This is a genomic window from Nitrosomonas sp. PY1, assembly GCF_022836435.1.
Taxonomy (GTDB): Bacteria; Pseudomonadota; Gammaproteobacteria; order Burkholderiales; family Nitrosomonadaceae; genus Nitrosomonas.
Genome location: NZ_BQXC01000001.1, coordinates 1,341,162 through 1,357,912, shown reverse-complemented (window position 1 = coordinate 1,357,912; position 16,751 = coordinate 1,341,162). Strand labels below are relative to the sequence as shown.

General features: G+C 40.9%; 18 protein-coding genes. 7 read left to right on the top strand and 11 right to left on the bottom strand.

All coding sequences use genetic code 11. The features are described from left to right. The 3 genes from W03_RS06415 to W03_RS06405 all read right to left on the bottom strand — a co-directional run bounded on the left by W03_RS06415 (position 1) and on the right by W03_RS06405 (position 3,271). The gene (locus W03_RS06415; protein ID WP_244072184.1) at positions 1-1,161 is read right to left on the bottom strand and encodes an efflux RND transporter periplasmic adaptor subunit; all 1,161 of its coding nucleotides are present in this window, start codon (positions 1,159-1,161) and stop codon (positions 1-3) included. Continuing rightward, the gene (locus W03_RS06410; protein ID WP_244072183.1) at positions 1,158-2,588 is read right to left on the bottom strand and encodes a TolC family protein; all 1,431 of its coding nucleotides are present in this window, start codon (positions 2,586-2,588) and stop codon (positions 1,158-1,160) included. Before W03_RS06410 ends, W03_RS06415 begins: the two co-directional genes overlap by 4 nt. A gap of 278 nt (positions 2,589-2,866) precedes the next feature. After that, entirely contained in the window at positions 2,867-3,271 is a 405-nt protein-coding gene (locus W03_RS06405) for a DUF3579 domain-containing protein (protein ID WP_244072182.1), read from the bottom strand. A 261-nt stretch (positions 3,272-3,532) separates the two neighbouring features. Here W03_RS06405 and W03_RS06400 point away from each other — a divergent pair, with 261 nt between their 5' ends. The 5 genes from W03_RS06400 (at position 3,533) to W03_RS06380 (ending at position 7,751) form a co-directional block, all read left to right on the top strand. After that, positions 3,533-4,612, top strand: coding sequence for an aminopeptidase (locus W03_RS06400; RefSeq protein WP_244072181.1), 1,080 nt, complete (start codon positions 3,533-3,535; stop codon positions 4,610-4,612). Between the two features lie 70 nt (positions 4,613-4,682). Beyond that, positions 4,683-5,960, top strand: coding sequence for a DUF2130 domain-containing protein (locus W03_RS06395; protein ID WP_244072180.1), 1,278 nt, complete (start codon positions 4,683-4,685; stop codon positions 5,958-5,960). 321 nt (positions 5,961-6,281) lie between these two features. Further along, the gene (locus W03_RS06390) at positions 6,282-6,620 is read left to right on the top strand and encodes a hypothetical protein (protein WP_244072179.1); all 339 of its coding nucleotides are present in this window, start codon (positions 6,282-6,284) and stop codon (positions 6,618-6,620) included. 294 nt (positions 6,621-6,914) lie between these two features. Beyond that, complete coding sequence (locus W03_RS06385; protein WP_244072178.1) at positions 6,915-7,226, top strand: c-type cytochrome; 312 nt, start codon at positions 6,915-6,917, stop codon at positions 7,224-7,226. Between the two features lie 105 nt (positions 7,227-7,331). Continuing rightward, on the top strand, positions 7,332-7,751 hold the full coding sequence (locus W03_RS06380) for an OsmC family protein (RefSeq protein ID WP_244072177.1): 420 nt from the start codon (positions 7,332-7,334) through the stop codon (positions 7,749-7,751). Here the strand turns inward: W03_RS06380 and lipA are convergent. The 7 genes from lipA to W03_RS06345 form a co-directional block, all read right to left on the bottom strand. Further along, on the bottom strand, positions 7,745-8,734 hold the full coding sequence (lipA, locus tag W03_RS06375) for a lipoyl synthase (RefSeq protein WP_244072176.1): 990 nt from the start codon (positions 8,732-8,734) through the stop codon (positions 7,745-7,747). The genes W03_RS06380 and lipA overlap by 7 nt on opposite strands. Continuing rightward, positions 8,731-9,390, bottom strand: a complete 660-nt coding sequence (gene lipB / locus W03_RS06370; RefSeq protein WP_244072175.1) for a lipoyl(octanoyl) transferase LipB — start codon at positions 9,388-9,390, stop codon at positions 8,731-8,733. Before lipB ends, lipA begins: the two co-directional genes overlap by 4 nt. A gap of 12 nt (positions 9,391-9,402) precedes the next feature. Beyond that, positions 9,403-9,669 (bottom strand): YbeD family protein, encoded by a 267-nt coding sequence (locus W03_RS06365; protein ID WP_244072174.1) that lies wholly within the window; start codon positions 9,667-9,669, stop codon positions 9,403-9,405. Between the two features lie 68 nt (positions 9,670-9,737). Beyond that, a complete protein-coding gene (locus W03_RS06360) occupies positions 9,738-10,589 on the bottom strand; it encodes a D-amino acid aminotransferase (protein WP_244072173.1) in 852 nt (283 codons plus the stop codon). Positions 10,590-10,621: 32 nt separating this feature from the next. Further along, positions 10,622-11,743 carry a D-alanyl-D-alanine carboxypeptidase family protein gene (locus W03_RS06355; protein WP_244072172.1) on the bottom strand — a complete coding sequence of 374 codons (1,122 nt, stop codon included), beginning with the start codon at positions 11,741-11,743 and terminating at the stop codon, positions 10,622-10,624. Positions 11,744-11,842: 99 nt separating this feature from the next. Continuing rightward, positions 11,843-12,391, bottom strand: coding sequence for an NUDIX hydrolase (locus W03_RS06350; RefSeq protein ID WP_244072171.1), 549 nt, complete (start codon positions 12,389-12,391; stop codon positions 11,843-11,845). Positions 12,392-12,421: 30 nt separating this feature from the next. Further along, positions 12,422-13,285 carry a DUF2914 domain-containing protein gene (locus W03_RS06345; protein WP_244072170.1) on the bottom strand — a complete coding sequence of 288 codons (864 nt, stop codon included), beginning with the start codon at positions 13,283-13,285 and terminating at the stop codon, positions 12,422-12,424. Between the two features lie 138 nt (positions 13,286-13,423). Here W03_RS06345 and ligA point away from each other — a divergent pair, with 138 nt between their 5' ends. After that, positions 13,424-15,460, top strand: a complete 2,037-nt coding sequence (gene ligA / locus W03_RS06340) for an NAD-dependent DNA ligase LigA (RefSeq protein WP_244072169.1) — start codon at positions 13,424-13,426, stop codon at positions 15,458-15,460. Positions 15,461-15,637: 177 nt separating this feature from the next. Continuing rightward, positions 15,638-16,324, top strand: coding sequence for a hypothetical protein (locus tag W03_RS06335; RefSeq protein ID WP_244072168.1), 687 nt, complete (start codon positions 15,638-15,640; stop codon positions 16,322-16,324). Between the two features lie 189 nt (positions 16,325-16,513). Here the strand turns inward: W03_RS06335 and W03_RS06330 are convergent, their stop codons facing one another. Next, positions 16,514-16,735: a hypothetical protein gene (locus tag W03_RS06330; protein ID WP_244072167.1), complete on the bottom strand. Its 222-nt coding sequence runs from the start codon at positions 16,733-16,735 to the stop codon at positions 16,514-16,516. Positions 16,736-16,751 lie beyond the last annotated feature (16 nt).

Genomic DNA, 16,751 nt, shown 5'->3' with positions numbered 1-16,751 from the left:
CTACTCCAGTTCTGCAAGCTTACGCTCGCTATCTAAATGAAATGCACCCTCAATTACAATTTTCTGTTCGGTAGAAAGTCCTTTTATCACAGGTCGCAAGCCCTCCAACTCCGGGCCTAGTTCGACGGGAATTCTTTGGAAGCGATTTTCTCCTGTAGATATAAAAACATAGTCCAAATTTAATTCACGAACAACTGCAGTTTCAGGCACCACGATTGATTTATGCAGTGGATCCGTAATATGCATATTAGCAAGCATATCGGGTTTTAGTTTGCGCTCCGAGTTCTCGACCAGAACACGGGTCATCACAGTACGCGTCAAGCGATTAATGGTGTCTGATACAAATATGATGACACCATCTAACGAATGATTACCGATAGCAGGAACATTAATTTCAACATGTTGCCCCAACTCAACCTCTCGAGCGATTTGCTCAGGAACATCACCGATCACCCAGACATAAGATAAATCAGCAATCTGAAATAATAAATCAGAAGGTTGCACCACTTGACCTACAATTACATTGCGTGCAATTACGTAACCTTCTCGGTTGGTTCTGATATCGATCCAGGGTAGGGTTTTTCCTGTTTTACTCAGCTTTTTAATATCGTCTTCACCCATACCATAAAGGATCAATTGATCTCTTGATGCAGCCATTTCAGCTTTGGCAATCTCTAATTCGGATTGCCGGCGTTCCACTTCGGCAACAGGAATAGCATCCGCAGCCAATAAGTGACGCGCACGGTCTGAGGCTTTTTGCGTCACAACAACACGTGACAGGCTCCGCAGATAAGCCAGTTGTGAATTGGTTAAGTCAGGGCTGGTAATGCGCGCCAAAGCTTGTCCGGGCTTTACATAGTCACCTAGGATGACGAATAAATTAATGATACGACCAGTTACGTAAGAACCCATGTGCGCAGTTCGTTCTTCATCGACTTGAACGCGACTGGGAACTTGTATCCTATCGGCAAGATCAACTAAAGTGGGGAAACCTAACTTAAGGCGATCTACTACATCGGGCCGAGCAACAATGTTATTGAAATCGCGTTCTTCTGATGCTGCACTTTCATTATTGGAGGCATCTTTGGATTCGTTATCGCTACACCCCATTCCTAATGAGGCGATTACAGCAAAACCAATCAGTATCCATATAGCTTTCATTCGACTATTAACTCCTTGGGGTAGTGTGCGCGTAAGCGATCAATTTCAGCCGCAGCTGATTGCAGGTCAAAACGCGCTAGTAATGAATCGGCTAAAATCCCACGTAAAATCCTTTGTGTATCAAGAAATTCAATCAGACCGCGTTCACCAAATTTATAGGCAGCTTCTGCGACTCTTACAGCATTCTCTGCTTCCTTAATTAAACCGCCTTCAAATGAAGCGACACGGCGTTGTGCAATTTGTAGAGCGTGCCATGCTGCTTCAAATAATTGCGCGATTTCATACCGCCGATATTCTAATGTTTCGCTTATACGAGCTGAATCATGAACCGCCGTATCAATCTCACCACGACGTTGGTAGAATAATGGAAGTCTAACGCTAATACCTGCGGAATTTGAATAGTATTGCTGCTCTTCGTAATTTGTATAAATTAAATTGATGGAAGGCAAAATAGTTGCTTTTTCTTGACTAATCCGCTTATTGGCGCGTTCGCGCTCGGCTTCTAATCGTACGATATCCGGATTAATTTGTGGTACTTGTTCACGGAGCTCCGCTAAAGGCGGCAAATTTATAGGATCTTTGAGGGAGCCTTTTATTTTAAAATTGAGCGGTAGTGAACCTGCAGCGAGTTGCATCAGCAGCACGCGCGCACGGTGTACGGTCAATTGCGCTGCATCTCTACGGTTGACTGCATTTTGTACCTCAGTTTCGGCGCGAATCAGTTCAAAGCGTGCCGCTTCGCCTTTTTCAACATGGGAAGCAATTCGTCGGCGAACTTCTTTCAGTAAGTCGTGGATATTTTGCTCCATTTCTGCTTGTTCTTCTCGGAGCAATAACTCATAAGCGCGCACCCGTAACAACGCAGCCATATCTGCGCTGACCTGATCAAGACTAGCGCGAGTGGCATTCACAGTAGATTCTGATGCACTAATACGTGCGCTTCGCATAAATGGGTTTTCGATCGGTTGAACTACCGTTATAGACCGCTGATGATTAAATGGTCCTGAAACGGCTTCTCCAACTCTTGAGTGGGCTGGTCCCATCATGAACATGACTTCCGGATTCTGATACTGTGCGGCCGCAACGACACCTGCCTGAGATATGCTTACTTGCGAACGAGCCGCTTGAACCATGCCGTTGGCACGTAGCCCCATTTGTTGTATTTCCTCAATACTTAGCAATACCATGGGTCCTTTAGGCTCATCCAATAAAGGAGGAGGGTAATCTGACTCATTTTCATTTCGTATTAGAGGCTTTATAACAGACGATGCTTCGGAATCAATAGTTGATGGCGGTGAGAATGCCGGTGGCGATAATGAGTCAATTCCAATGGGAAAGTTAGTGGATGGTTGTGCTAATGTAGTCGATGAAAAAAATCCAAAGACAAAAAAATTCAATAATAATAAATATCGAGATGAAATTTGCATAAAAACTTTCTGAGAATGTATCGGAGTAACTGCTTCACATCTTCTTCACAAAAAATAGGTTACATCATAACTGAATTTTGGAGATTACTAATAACAATCTCCTCGGTGATTACACGCTTTATTCATAGTTGAATAAACGATTTAGCTTAACTAATGAAGATGGAAATGACTACAGATACTTAGATACTAATTAATGTGAGAGAGTTTCTTTTGTGTAGATATCTTTATAATCAAAATTAAAGAAATTAGAAATTTCTGAATGAAAGTAATTTGGTTGCCTATTGCAGTGCTACGATTGTCGTCATTGTTTTTTTAAATGAAAAGGCAAATTCTTCAGCTGTATTAGAATTATTTTCAAAATTTTTAGCATTGACAGCAGCTGGAATAATATCGAGAGTAGGGGTAATTTTCCCAGCAGGAATGATACGGAGTTGATTGTTATGAGCAAAATTGATAATAAATTGGTAAGTATTCGGATCAATTTTCTCCAGTACGGTTTTTACCCTAATACTAGCGCGCCCTTCATGAATGACAGGCTGTGCAAATTCTGAGTAAACCCATCTTCCATTTTTATCATAACCGGCAATTACGCCACAAATTCGCTCAGTCCAATCGCTAGGACGAAATGGACGATTTTCTGACGTTATACCTAAAATTAGTAGCTCTTCAAATGTGCTTATCATATGGTGGTGGTTCAAAAGATGATTTTTACGTAATTAGCGCTGTTTTATAAAAATACCGGGATTAGAACGGCTTATTTATGAATAAATAAAGCCTTTTGGTAAAGAGTGGTTTAATTAGGTTGCAATTCTGAATGGTAATTTTTAAATAAATTAATGTGTTAGAAGAGAAATGCGCAATGTTTTTTGTAATATTAGAGGAAGAAATAAATACCTTCGACATTAGACTAATGACAATGAATCGCTTTCTTCTAGGAGACTAATGTGAGTTCAAGGTTTGCTCGCACATGGAAAACTGCATTGGTAGGCGGTCAAATTATCTGGCTCGGCTCTTGCGTGAACTTACCTTATTATTTTCAAGCGATCAGTGGTCATTTTGAGGTTATCAATCGCTCTCAGCCGATTAGTCGTATTATTTCCAGTCCGGATGTTGATATTAAACTCAAAAATGCCTTAACTAAGGTGGTTGAATTACGCCAATTTGCTACGGACCATTTAAAGTTACCAGAAAACCTTAGCTATACGAGTTATACCGACTTAAAACGCCCCTTTGTTGTATGGAATGTTTTTGCTGCTCCCGAGCTTTCTGTGTCACTTAAGCAATGGTGCTTTGTACAGATTGGTTGTGTCGGTTATCGTGGTTTTTTTTCACAAGCGAGTGCTGAGCAGTTTGCGGAGGAACTTAGAAAGGAAGGATACGATGTTCATGTAGGTGGTATCCGTGCATATTCTACATTAGGCTGGTTCAGCGACCCAGTACTCAACACTTTTATCGGTTATTCTGAAATGAACTTGGCGCGTCTTATTTTTCATGAATTGGCACATCAAATTCTTTTTGTACCTGACGATACGGTCTTTAACGAGTCTTTTGCTACCGCTGTGGAGCATGAAGGCATCAGACGCTGGTTTAAATATAAGGGGACCGATCAAGAGCAAATGGCTTTAATGGTACGCTATGAAAATGAGATGATATTTATTAATTTGGTGTTAAAACATCGCCAGCGACTACTCGAGTTGTTTCATTCCAATGCGAGTGATGCCGATAAGCGCACTCAAAAATCAATCATTTATCGAGATTTAAGAGAAGAGTTTCTACGCATTAAAGCGGAAAATCCTGAATTTAATAGCTATGATCAATGGTTTGCGCAACCCTTAAATAATGCTTTATTAGCGACAGTTTCTATCTATACGCAAGCCGTACCATCATTCCAAGCAATTCTTACGCAACTTGATGGTGATATGGGTAAATTTTATGAAACTATTAAGCAAATAAGCGAGTTACCTAAACAAGAAAGAAATCGGATTCTGCAACAAGCTGTTGAGCATATCAGTCAGCTAAAATAACATTTATTTCTTGTGGTTCTGCTATATATTCTGGCTCTACCACTCACTCTTTTGATAGCAGATAATAAACATGAATGAGCCGACAATTACTTGCCCGCATTGCACCAATGAAATCAAATTAACCGAATCGTTGGCTGCTCCGCTGATTCGAGCAACACAACTGGAATACGAAGCGAAGATTCTGCAAAAAGAGACTGATATATCGCAACGTGAAGCTGTATTAAGACATCATCAAAAGACATTGGAAGATGCTCAGAATCAACTGGAAGAGAAAATTTCAGCAAGATTAAAGGCTGAACGTATCACAATAGCAGCGGATGAAGCCAAAAAAGCGAAATTAATATTAACTGCTGACTTGGAAGAAAAATCGAAGCAGCTTGCAGAATTACAACAAGTTTTGCATCAGAGAGATCTAAAATTGGAAGAAGCGCAGAAAGCCCAAGCAAATTGGTTGCGCAAGGAACGTGAATTAGATGATGCGAAGCGAGAAATGGATTTAACCATAGAAAAGCGCGTACAAGCATCCATTATGCAAGTACGACAAAAAGCTAAACAAGAGGTTGAAGATGATCTAAAACTCAAAGTCACCGAGAAAGAAGCGCAGATTACTTCGATGCAACGTCAAATTGATGAGTTAAAACGTAAAGCCGAACAGGGGTCGCAGCAACTACAGGGTGAGACACTAGAACTTGAATTAGAAGCTGCTCTGCGTTCTGCGTTTTCATTTGATCGCATCGAACCTATTGCTAAAGGTGAGTTTGGAGGCGATGTGTTGCAAAAAATAGTGAATTCGAATGGACAAGCGTGCGGTGCCATTTTATGGGAAACCAAAAGAACGAAAAATTGGAGTGATGCTTGGTTAGCTAAACTTAAAGGAGACCAGCGCACAGCCAAAGCAGAAATAGCGATTTTAGTATCCAATATTCTGCCTAAAAATATGGAAACTTTTTGCCAGCTAGACGGTGTATGGGTAGTGGAATGGCGTTTGGCCATTCCATTGGCAATTGCGTTACGTCAATCACTTATTGAAATTGCCAATGTACGCCAAGCGCAACAAGGTCAAGAAACTAAAATGGAGTTAATTTATAGTTATTTGACAGGGGCAAAATTTAGACATCGGATTGAGGCGATTGTAGAGAAATTTTCTGACATGCAAGCAGATTTAGATAAGGAACGTAAAGTCATGACACGCCTTTGGGCAAAACGTGAAATACAAATTCGAGGCGTTATTGAATCGACGGTTGGCATGTATGGAGATTTGCAAGGTATCGCGGGCAGTGTTTTGCCTGAGATTCCTGGATTGGAGTTGCCACTTATTGCTATGGATGAACTGGACAATGAAAGATAGCTCGCGATTTCCTTACTAAATAACAATAGTAAATATACTTGAACTGCTATGGGCTCTGTGTACCATATTTTTATATATTGTTTTCTGATCATACAAAAATATAAATGTATTTTTTGCACTCCTTGGTGTAGAGGAGGCCACGTCGAGCTAAAGGACTAATTGGCTTAGCAAATTGTGTGGTAGCATGATGCAAGGACAATTGCTCCTTGGAGTTGAATGAGTTTTATTTTTTGATCATAATGTTAACGATCGTTTTTAAGAATCCTGTAGAATTTAGCGTTAATATACTAATAACTCTTTTTTTTCAGTATTACATTACATATGACAGATCGACGAAGTCCTTTTTTTATTGCTGCTGCGACAATCATAGTAATGTTATTTCAAGGCTGCGCTACTCATCGCGAAATCTATTTTGCCGATGGAACGAAAGGATATAACATCAACTGCAGTGGTAGTGAAATGAATTTTAGTCACTGTTTAGAGAAAGCTGGAGAAATCTGCAATACGCGCGGATACAATATACTCAACCAAAGTGGTGCAGTTATTCCATTCTCAGTTGCAGTGCATGATCTCAAAAAGAATCCTTATGCACCATCGTCGGCATATATTTCGCAATTTCGCTCAATGACATCGCGCAATCTATTTGTTAAATGTAAATAGAAAAAGGATCGCGTTTAATCGTTTAACAAAGATTGAACCAATTTAAGTAAAATTGAAAAATAAAATATCGTAGTAAAAATTCTTGGTTTATTTTTTCTAAACTAAACGGAACTAATAAATTTTCCGTTTAGTCTTAGTAACGTATCTTTTAGTGGTTGCATCTAATGGATACAAGGATAGGTATGATAGTTCATTACTTATCAGTAGCATCAAACTGCAGGATTTGCTGCAAGTCGTTAAAGTTCAGGGTAAAATAAAAGCCCTTTTATAATTTCAATAAGGAAGAGAAGAAATATGAAAAAAGTTCTAATTGGAGCGATTGCTGCTTCAGCTTTGTTACTGAATGGGGTTGTTTTCGCTAATGCGGACTTAGCAAAAAATAGTGGTTGTTTGAACTGCCATAACGTTGATACCAAATTGGTTGGCCCGAGCTTGAAAGACATTGCGGCTAAATATGCTGATAAAGCTGATGCAGCCACCTATTTGGCAGGTAAAATCAAAGGTGGTAGTAAAGATGTTTGGGGTCCAGTTCCTATGCCACCAAATACTGCAGTAAGTGACGACAACGCTAAAGTACTGGCTGAATTTATTCTGACACTGAAATAAATCTGCCCGAATTTGTACTTTTAGAAAAAGCCGACACTTAATTTGTGTCGGCTTTTTCTTTGTGCTAATAATGATATTCTTATTTATTTCAGTGATTGATAGATAATGAAGACACGTATTTCATGGAAAGGAAACGTTAGTTTTCTGGCCGAATCAGGAAGCGGACATTCCGTATTAATGGATGGTGCACCGGAAGCCGGAGGACAGAACCTTGGGCCGCGCCCTATGGAAATGCTTCTCATGGGATTAGGTGGTTGTACTGCTTTTGATGTGGTTATGATTCTAAAGAAAGCACGCCAAGATATCACGGATTGCGTAGTTGAGATTGCGGCGCAGCGAGCCACGATTGACCCAAAAGTATTCACTCATATCCATTTGCACTTCATCATCACTGGCCACAATATAAAACCTCAACAGGCTGAACGCGCAATTCACCTCTCTGCAGAAAAATATTGCTCAGCTTCTATGATGTTAAAACAGATGGTTGATATTACCCATAATTTTGAAATCATCAATGATCATTGATCGGATACATCATCAATAATACCTAAGTTTCTTATTTCAGCTAATAAACCTGATTCATGTGCTTGTTGGTCCGCGTGATAGCTTGATCGAACCATGGGGCCACAGGCTGCATGACTGAATCCCATATCAAGTGCTGTACGTTCAAAAACTTTAAAATCTTCTGGTGATACATAACGCATCACAGGGTGATGGCCAGTACTTGGCTGTAAATATTGGCCTATTGTAAGCATTTCCACTTGGTGTTCACGTAAGTCACGCAATACATTCATAATTTCTTCATCTGTTTCACCCAACCCAAGCATTAATCCGGATTTGGTGGGAAGGTGCGGTAGGTATGATTTGAAATCTTTGAGCAATTTCAGTGAATGTACATAATCGGCGCCCGGGCGGCATTGTTTATAAAGTCTTGGAACCGTTTCTAGATTGTGATTGAGTATATCGGGTGGAGTGGCAATTAGCTTTTCCAATGCAGTTTCCAATCTTCCTCTGAAATCTGGAACTAAGATTTCTATTGTTGTGGATGGAGAGTGCGCACGGATTTCTCGAATACAGTCTGCGAAATGCTGTGCACCACCATCTCTTAAGTCATCGCGATCGACACTGGTAATGACCACATATTTTAACCGCATTGCGGCAATGGATTGCGCCAAATGCAAAGGCTCATTGATATCAGGCGGCTTCGGTCGACCGTGCGCCACATCGCAAAATGGACAACGGCGTGTACACAAATCGCCCAGAATCATGAAGGTTGCGGTACCATTACCAAAACACTCACCAATATTTGGGCATGAGGCTTCTTCACATACCGTATGCAGCTGGTGTTCGCGCAAAAGCCTTTTAATTTTGTGAAAGTTTTCACCATGAGATGCCCGCACTCGAATCCATGAGGGTTTACGTAGCAATGTATCGCGGCTTTGTGGCATTATTTTAATGGGATTACGTGCCGTCTTGTCTATCCCCTTTTGCCGGGAGTCTACTGTCATGATGATTTAATATTCCTATGAAGGAGTTTTTCTTGCATTTGTTGGGCTAACTTTAAAGCTATGCTGTCTAAAGTATCAGTAATTCCAAGATCCTTGGTTTGCGTAACACGTAGTCCTGGATAACCGCAAGGGTTAATATATGTAAACGGTTCTAAATCCATATCAACGTTCAATGCAATACCGTGATAACAAAAATTCTTCTTAATTTTTAATCCCATCGAAGCGATTTTAGCTTTGCCAACATACACACCAGGTGCTTCAATACATCCAGTAGCGCTAACGTTATATTCTGCCAGCAGACCGATCACCGCATTTTCTATACTTCGTATCAATTCTCGCACACCAATTTTCAAGCGATGAATATCCAATAATAAATAAGCGATAATCTGCCCAGGGCCATGGTAGGTAATTTGACCACCTCGATCGGTTTTTATCACTGAAATGTTGTGAGCATTTAGGATATGTTCTGGTTTTCCTGCAATACCCTGTGTGAATACAGGCGTGTGTTGTAACAACCAAATTTCATCATGAGTTTGCTTGGTTCTTGTGGCAGTAAAATCTTTCATGGCTTGCCAAGTTGTGCAATAGTCAACTAATCCGAGCTTTTTCACTAGGAAGCAAGGTTGTTCGATAACAGCAGATGTAGCGTGCAGCATATGTGACTCTACCTATAACACTACAGAGATCATGGGGTGATTAGATAACGCCTGATATAAAGCATCCAGTTGTGGGCGAGAAGTGGCGCGTATTGTGCAAGTTATGCTTAAATAAGTGCCATGCTTGCTAGATCGTGTTGTCAGCATAGCAGTTTCATCAAAATCAGGTGCGTGGCGTTTAACGATATCTACCACTGTTTGTACAAGGTGGTCGTGTGATTTTCCCATAATTTTAATCGGGAAATCAGATGGATATTCAATAAGAGATGTTTCTTCCATGGACAATAGTGACAATCCTTATGTGCAAGAATGATGATCGAATTTACTATCATACAGTATGTACATGATTAGCTTGAATCGCGCATACGGGTGTTTTTGAAGTCTTGATATAGTGTATACAACCGATTGAACATTATACTTGGCTTGCCATCACCTACTGGTTTTTCATCTAAAGTTGTGATGGGAAGTACTTCTTTAGTAGAAGAGGTGAGTAGAATTTCGTCAGCATTTCGAGTCTCAGTTTCCGAAATTTGTCGAACTTCGTGTGGAATATGGTGCGTGACCGCCAATTCTAGTATCACGTCGTAAGTAATACCAGGTAGCATCAGATTACTTTTGGGCGGCGCTAGTAGCGTATTATCTTTTACGACAAAAATATTGCTTGCAGCGCCTTCGGTCAAGAAACCATCGCGAATTAATATCGTTTCAATAGCATGTACATCGACTGCCAATTGTCGAAGCAATACATTGGGCAATAATGAAATTGCTTTTACATCGCAGCGAACCCAGCGATTGTCGATAGCAGTTATGGCAGAAACACCGCTACTCAGTAGTGCTGTCGCGGGTGGTAATAACGGATTGCTCATGATGAAAATAGTCGGTGCTACATTAACAGGAAACGCGTGATCACGCTTAGCAACACCTCGAGTGATGTGAAGATAGATATATTGATCGTCACTATCATTGTAATCAATTAGTTGCTCCAGTAGGTGCTGCCATTCCTCACTAGAGTGGGGATTCTTAAGTCGAATGCCATCTAAACTATGCTGCAGACGATTGAGATGCTCATTGAGACGGAATAGCTTTCGCGAATACACTGGAATCACTTCGTATACGCCATCGCCAAAAATAAACCCACGATCCAGAACAGGAACGAAAGCTTCATGAATTGGCATGAATTTGCCATTTAAGTAGATCATATCAGCAACCTAAGGGTAATTTGCGAATCGGATTAATTAAAAAGCAGTTTAACACTATCCCATGCGCGACCAAAAATACTGGCAGTTTCTATCTGCTCTAAAGCAACTAATGGGTAAGTTTCTACAGTCTTATCGTCTAAGGTGAATTTTACCGCGCCGATTTCTTGTCCAAGTTGGATAGGTGCGATGAGTGGTTGCTTAAATTCCAGAGAAGCCTTGAGTTTATCGGATTGACCTTTAAGAATAGTAAAATAGACATCACGATTAACGCCAGCTTTCAATTCGTTCTTGGCCCCTTTCCATAAAGGTATTTTGGTTAAGGTATCGTTTTTCTTATACAAGTAGAGCGTTTCGTAAGATTGGAAACCAAAGTTAAGCAGTCTCTGACTTTCAGCACTGCGTGCGTGATCTGATTTTGCTCCGATGACGACCGATACCAATCGTCTTTTGTCGCGCGTGGCAGAGGTAATCAAACAGTATCCAGCATTTTTGGTCCATCCTGTTTTCATGCCATCGACATGTGGATCAAGCCAAAGCAGGCGGTTCCGGTTGGGTTGCGTGATACCGTTATAGGTGTATTCTTTTTGTGAGTAGAGTGGATAGAATTCTGGGAATTCTCGAATGATTGCAGTTGCCAGTAATGTCAAGTCGTGCGCAGTGGTATAGTGGTTCGGGTCAGGCAATCCAGTAGAATTGGTAAAATGCGTATTTTTCATACCTAGCCGCTTTGCTTCTTTGTTCATAATTTCAGAGAAACTAGCTTCCGAACCAGCAACAACCTCTGCTAAGGCAATACAAGCATCGTTGCCGGATTGTACGATCATGCCTTGAATTAGCTCGCCGACTGTGACTTGTTTTTTGGGTTCGATAAACATGCGTGAACCAATCATGCGCCACGCAGTGTCTGAAACGGGTACGATTTGCTCTAAGCTTAAACGATTCTGTTTCAGCGCTGAAAAGACAACATAAGCTGTCATCAATTTGGTAAGTGACGCCGGTTCAATACGTTCGTTTGCATTTTCTTCCGCTAAAACCTGACCACTTTGAAAATCCGAAAGCATGTACGCTTTTGCTGCAATCGATATGTTTTGCGATTGAGCCGATACCGAAGAAACCAAGAAATACAACAGTAATGATAGGAGTAGGCGCGTCATAGATGGTCGTGTAAATGGCATATTATAACTTGGCTAACAGAGAATCTAAAATTTAAAAATTTCGCTTGCTGCTTAAATATACGAGTATAGAAAACATAGTTATTCCCTGATAGTGCGGGGTTTATCTATAGTATCCATGTAAAACCTCAATGCGTTACGGCTACGTTCTTCAAAATATCGTTTAAGTGGATCATGTATTACGCGAAATGCCATATCTTGCCACGGAATTTCGTGTTCCGAAAGTAGTGCTACCTCCAAGCTTTCAATACCCGGTTTAAAATTCAAGTCCAGTAATTTGCCACGAAATAGAAAATAAACCTGACTAATGTAAGGCAAGCTATAAACAGCATATAAATCACCGATCTCTACTCGAGCGTTGGCTTCCTCGAGTGTTTCACGTGCTGCCGCTTGTTCCAATGTTTCGTTATTTTCCATGAAACCAGCGGGCAGAGTCCACCAACCAAGACGAGGTTCTATCGCGCGGCGACACAAAAGCACCTTGTCTTCCCATTCAGGAATGCAGCCCACGACGACTTTAGGATTTTGATAGTGGATTATATGACAAACGGTACACACATATCGTGGAAGCGAATCGCCTTCAGGAATACGTAATTCGACACTAGCACTGCAATTGCTGCAAAATTTCATACGATTGTCCTTGAATCTGTCAAAGTAATTTCAAGATTGAAGCACAGTAAAATTTTTTACTGTTAGGGTACTTCCAGAATCATCCATTAATTCAACGCGCCATGCACCCAGACGGCGTTGATTCATATGTTTACTCGCATAAGTTCGCCAATTTTTACTGTGAATTTGCATGGTTAGCTTTGAGTCGACTTCATTATTGTGGTACCAAACAATATGAATGGCTTTGCCTTGCAGATTGATTAAGTGCAAATAGAAATAAACAGATTTTGATTCTCCGTTATTAAGCGAGATGGATTCAATGTTGTCCACGGGTTCTCTGTGTTTAATCGCGTGCGTGAGTTGCGCTCTAAGAACTTGAGCGCTGCTAGATGTTTTTGCATTCGATGGGTCTTCTGCAACTATGGTGGATGTTTTATTCGGTGGATGGGGCTTTCGCGCAGGAAGGATTGTTCCCTTCTTTGGGGTTTCAGTTAATTCTGGTTTAGTTCGAATCGGGATAGTAATAGGGTCGATTTTTGATGGCGCTTTTGATGTGTCATCATCATTACTGTTATTTTTGATAGAAGAGCTGGATTCAGGAATAGCCGTTAAGGTATTGGCTGGGTGATCAGACGGATTTGCTGTAAATTGATTTTCTTGTGAGGTAGTTACTCGATCAACCAATGGAACGATATCTTGTTCTGGGTTAAATGTGCTCTCATTATCGCTCAGAAGCAGGTACATCATAAATCCCAATAAAATAACTACCAATGCAGCGGCAATAGAAATCTTTTTCCAATCAAATGGTTGTTCTTTAAAATCACTCTCGGATGAGGGTGTTTCTTCATAAGGTTCGTCTACTTTTGTTGAAGACTGTTGTAGTTGAATGCGAATTTTGAGTTTGTTGTCAGCCATACAAAACGAAGCTTCTCTATATATGATGTTATATCATACCCAATATTGGCATTGATCGTCTGCATGTAATTTAAGGTTTTTACAAAATGAATCTGGTTTCATTAACCTGATATTGGATGGATATAGATTAAAATAGCAATGTGCGCAGAGATTGAACAAATAAAACAGCAAATACAAAGCTTGCGTATTGAAATCGAGCGGCATAACCATCAATACTATGCGCTTGATGACCCAGTTATTCCGGATATGGAATATGACAAATTATTCATCCGATTACAGCAACTTGAACAGGAATATCCACAATTAATTACAATAGATTCACCGACACAACGCATTGGCGCGTCACCATTAAAACAGTTTTCTCAAATCGCACATGGCGTCGCCATGCTTTCCTTAAATAATGCTTTTGTGGATGAAGATATCCAAGCCTTTGATCGACGTGTGCGGGAAGTATTGCTGAGTAATTCGGTGGAGTATATGGCGGAACCGAAATTCGACGGTATTGCTGTCAGCTTACGCTACGAGAAAGGTATTTTTAAAGCAGGCGCTACCCGCGGCGATGGGTATATTGGGGAAGATATCACGTTAAATTTAAGAACTATTCACGCGATTCCATTGATTTTGCCACACGATCATTCTCCACCACTGTTGGAAGTTAGAGGTGAGGTATTGATGCTAAAGGCGGATTTTTTGGCGCTCAATGAGCGCCAAGTTCGCATGGACGAAAAAACCTTTGCGAATCCTCGTAATGCAGCGGCTGGATCGTTGCGGCAACTGGATTCAACAATTACGGCAACTCGGAGGTTGGCTTTTTTTGCTTATGGAGTAGGGGAGTTCGATGACCCGAGCCTGCCGAGAGACAAGCAAAGTCATGTGATGGATTACTTAGCTTCATTACATTTTCCCGTAGCCAAGGAAGTAAAAACTGTTTCTGGTATGGAAGGATTGCTTTCTTATTATCAATCTATTGGTAGTCAACGCAAAAACTTGCCGTACGATATTGATGGCGTGGTGTATAAGGTTAATGCTGTGCTTGACCAAGAAAAACTAGGCTATGTCTCGCGTGCACCACGCTTTGCAATCGCACACAAATTTCCTGCTCAAGAAGCACTGACACAAGTTATCGATATAGCCGTGCAGGTTGGTAGAACAGGCGCTCTGACTCCTGTAGCACGCTTGCAGCCAGTGTTTGTCGGTGGTGTAACCGTAACCAATGCAACTTTGCATAATATCGATGAAATTACGCGAAAAGATGTACGTATTGGGGATACCGTTGTAGTAAGGCGTGCGGGCGATGTTATACCGGAAGTAGCTTCGGTTATCATTGAAAAGCGTTTGCAACAGGCACAAGTATTTCATATGCCGTCACATTGCCCGGTGTGCCATTCTCATGTCGTGCGTTATGCTGATGAAGCCGTGTTCCGTTGCACGGGTGGCTTGTTTTGTCCCGCACAACGTAAACAGGCGATTCTTCATTTTGCTTCGCGGCGTGCTATGGATATCGAAGGATTAGGGGAAAAATTAGTCGAACAAATGGTCGACCATGCCATCGTGCGTACGCCCGCGGATTTATACAAATTGGGCTTGTCAGCACTGGCTAATTTACAACGCATGGCACAAAAATCGGCAAATAATATTTTGCAAGCCATAGAGAAAAGTAAGCGCACAACATTATCACGTTTCATTTATGCGTTAGGTATTCGTAACGTTGGGGAAACTACTGCAAAAGATTTAGCTAAGTATTTAGGTAGTTTGGATCGATTGATGGCAATCAATGACGTTCAATTACAACAAATACCAGATGTTGGGCCTATTGTGGCGCAAAGTATTGTTAATTTTTTTGCTGAACAGCACAATCAAGAGGTGATCGAACAATTGCGTGCGAGTGGTATTCATTGGGAAGAACACGAAGGCCAATCATCGCAATTGGATGCCATTACTAGCCCATTAAGCGGTAAGGTTTTTGTATTAACTGGTACATTATCGGGCATGGGCCGTGAACAGGCCAAAGAGAAAATAGCAATGCTGGGCGGCAAGGTGAGTAGCCAAGTTTCAAAGAAAACCGATTATGTGGTGGTGGGAATCGATCCCGGTAGTAAGTATGATAAGGCAGTCGATTTGGCAATCGCGTTACTTAATGAAGATGAATTCATGGCACTGTTGCAGAACCATTAGCAGTAGCGTGAAGTAAGGATCATTTATGTGTTTTTTCATGCTAAATATCGTATACGAAACATTTAGAATACGCATTCATTGTTGCTTGTAATATCCCGCGATTGGCCCATTGTTTGATTTTTCGTTATAGGAAAGCATATGCTGATTAGTTTGAAAAATAATTTTGTTTTTCTGTGCATGCCAAAGTGTGCATCAACATCCAGCGAGACGATGTTGTTACCGCATAGTGACATTGTCATTGTTGGAACACCTGCGCTGCGCCATACTACTTTTCTAGAATACGAACAATCTATTCAGCCCTTTATTGCTGGAAAAACCGGTGTCAATCACTTGGAGACTATTTGTTTGATTCGTGAGCCGGTTTCTTGGTTATATAGCTGGTACCGATTTAGGGCTCGTTCGGAACTAAGAAATCCGAATCATCCTGCGCATCATAACTCTACGCATGGCGTTAGTTTTGTAGAATTCGTTGAAGCTTATGTTGCCAAAAACAAGCCTGCTTTTGCAGAAGTTGGTTGTCAATTTGACATGCTGCGAAATGCAACGGGGGGTATCGGCGTAGAGAAAATCTTTTGCTATGATCAAATGAGTAGGTTCGTTACATACATGAGCGCCAAAGTTGGTAAAAAGCTAATTCTAGGTAGCGAGAATGTTTCGCCTAAATCGATACATCAAAATGATTATATTGAATTAGTTTCATCGATCGCGCGGAAATTGATGAATAAATTGAAAGTTGAACATCGTGTGGTGGAAAAGGATATGTCTGCAGAGATACCAGTACCGTTGATGGCGATGTTACGCGAATACGTCCGTCAAGATTTCGAAGTGTACGAACAAGCGAGAAAAAACAGTCAATTCCTGTGATCTTGTAATTCTATGCTCGGGTCTTAATTACTTGGTTATCACCTCGTAATCTCGATCGATATTAGTAGGGGAGTATAGGAATAAACCGTCAAATGAACAATTTTGACTACACGTCTGAGTGAAGCTAGTGTTTTTTATCAAGCACAATCAAGTCGCATGAAAATTTCGGTACCTTGTTAACTGTGAATGTTAAATATCGCATTCCTTTTCTTCGATGACTTCCCTTAAAGCCAATTGTTTGCCTAAGTTTTTGGCGTATTCATTTTTTAGATCACCATTTCCAGTTGCCGCTAAAGCAAATAATCCAACGGGTAATAATATCAAACTACCAGCGACGATTCCAGCATCCATGTTTGCATCCGATTGCAGTTGGTTTTTTTGTGCTGAAATGGTTGTATCTAAATTACTCAATGTTTTTGATAATTTT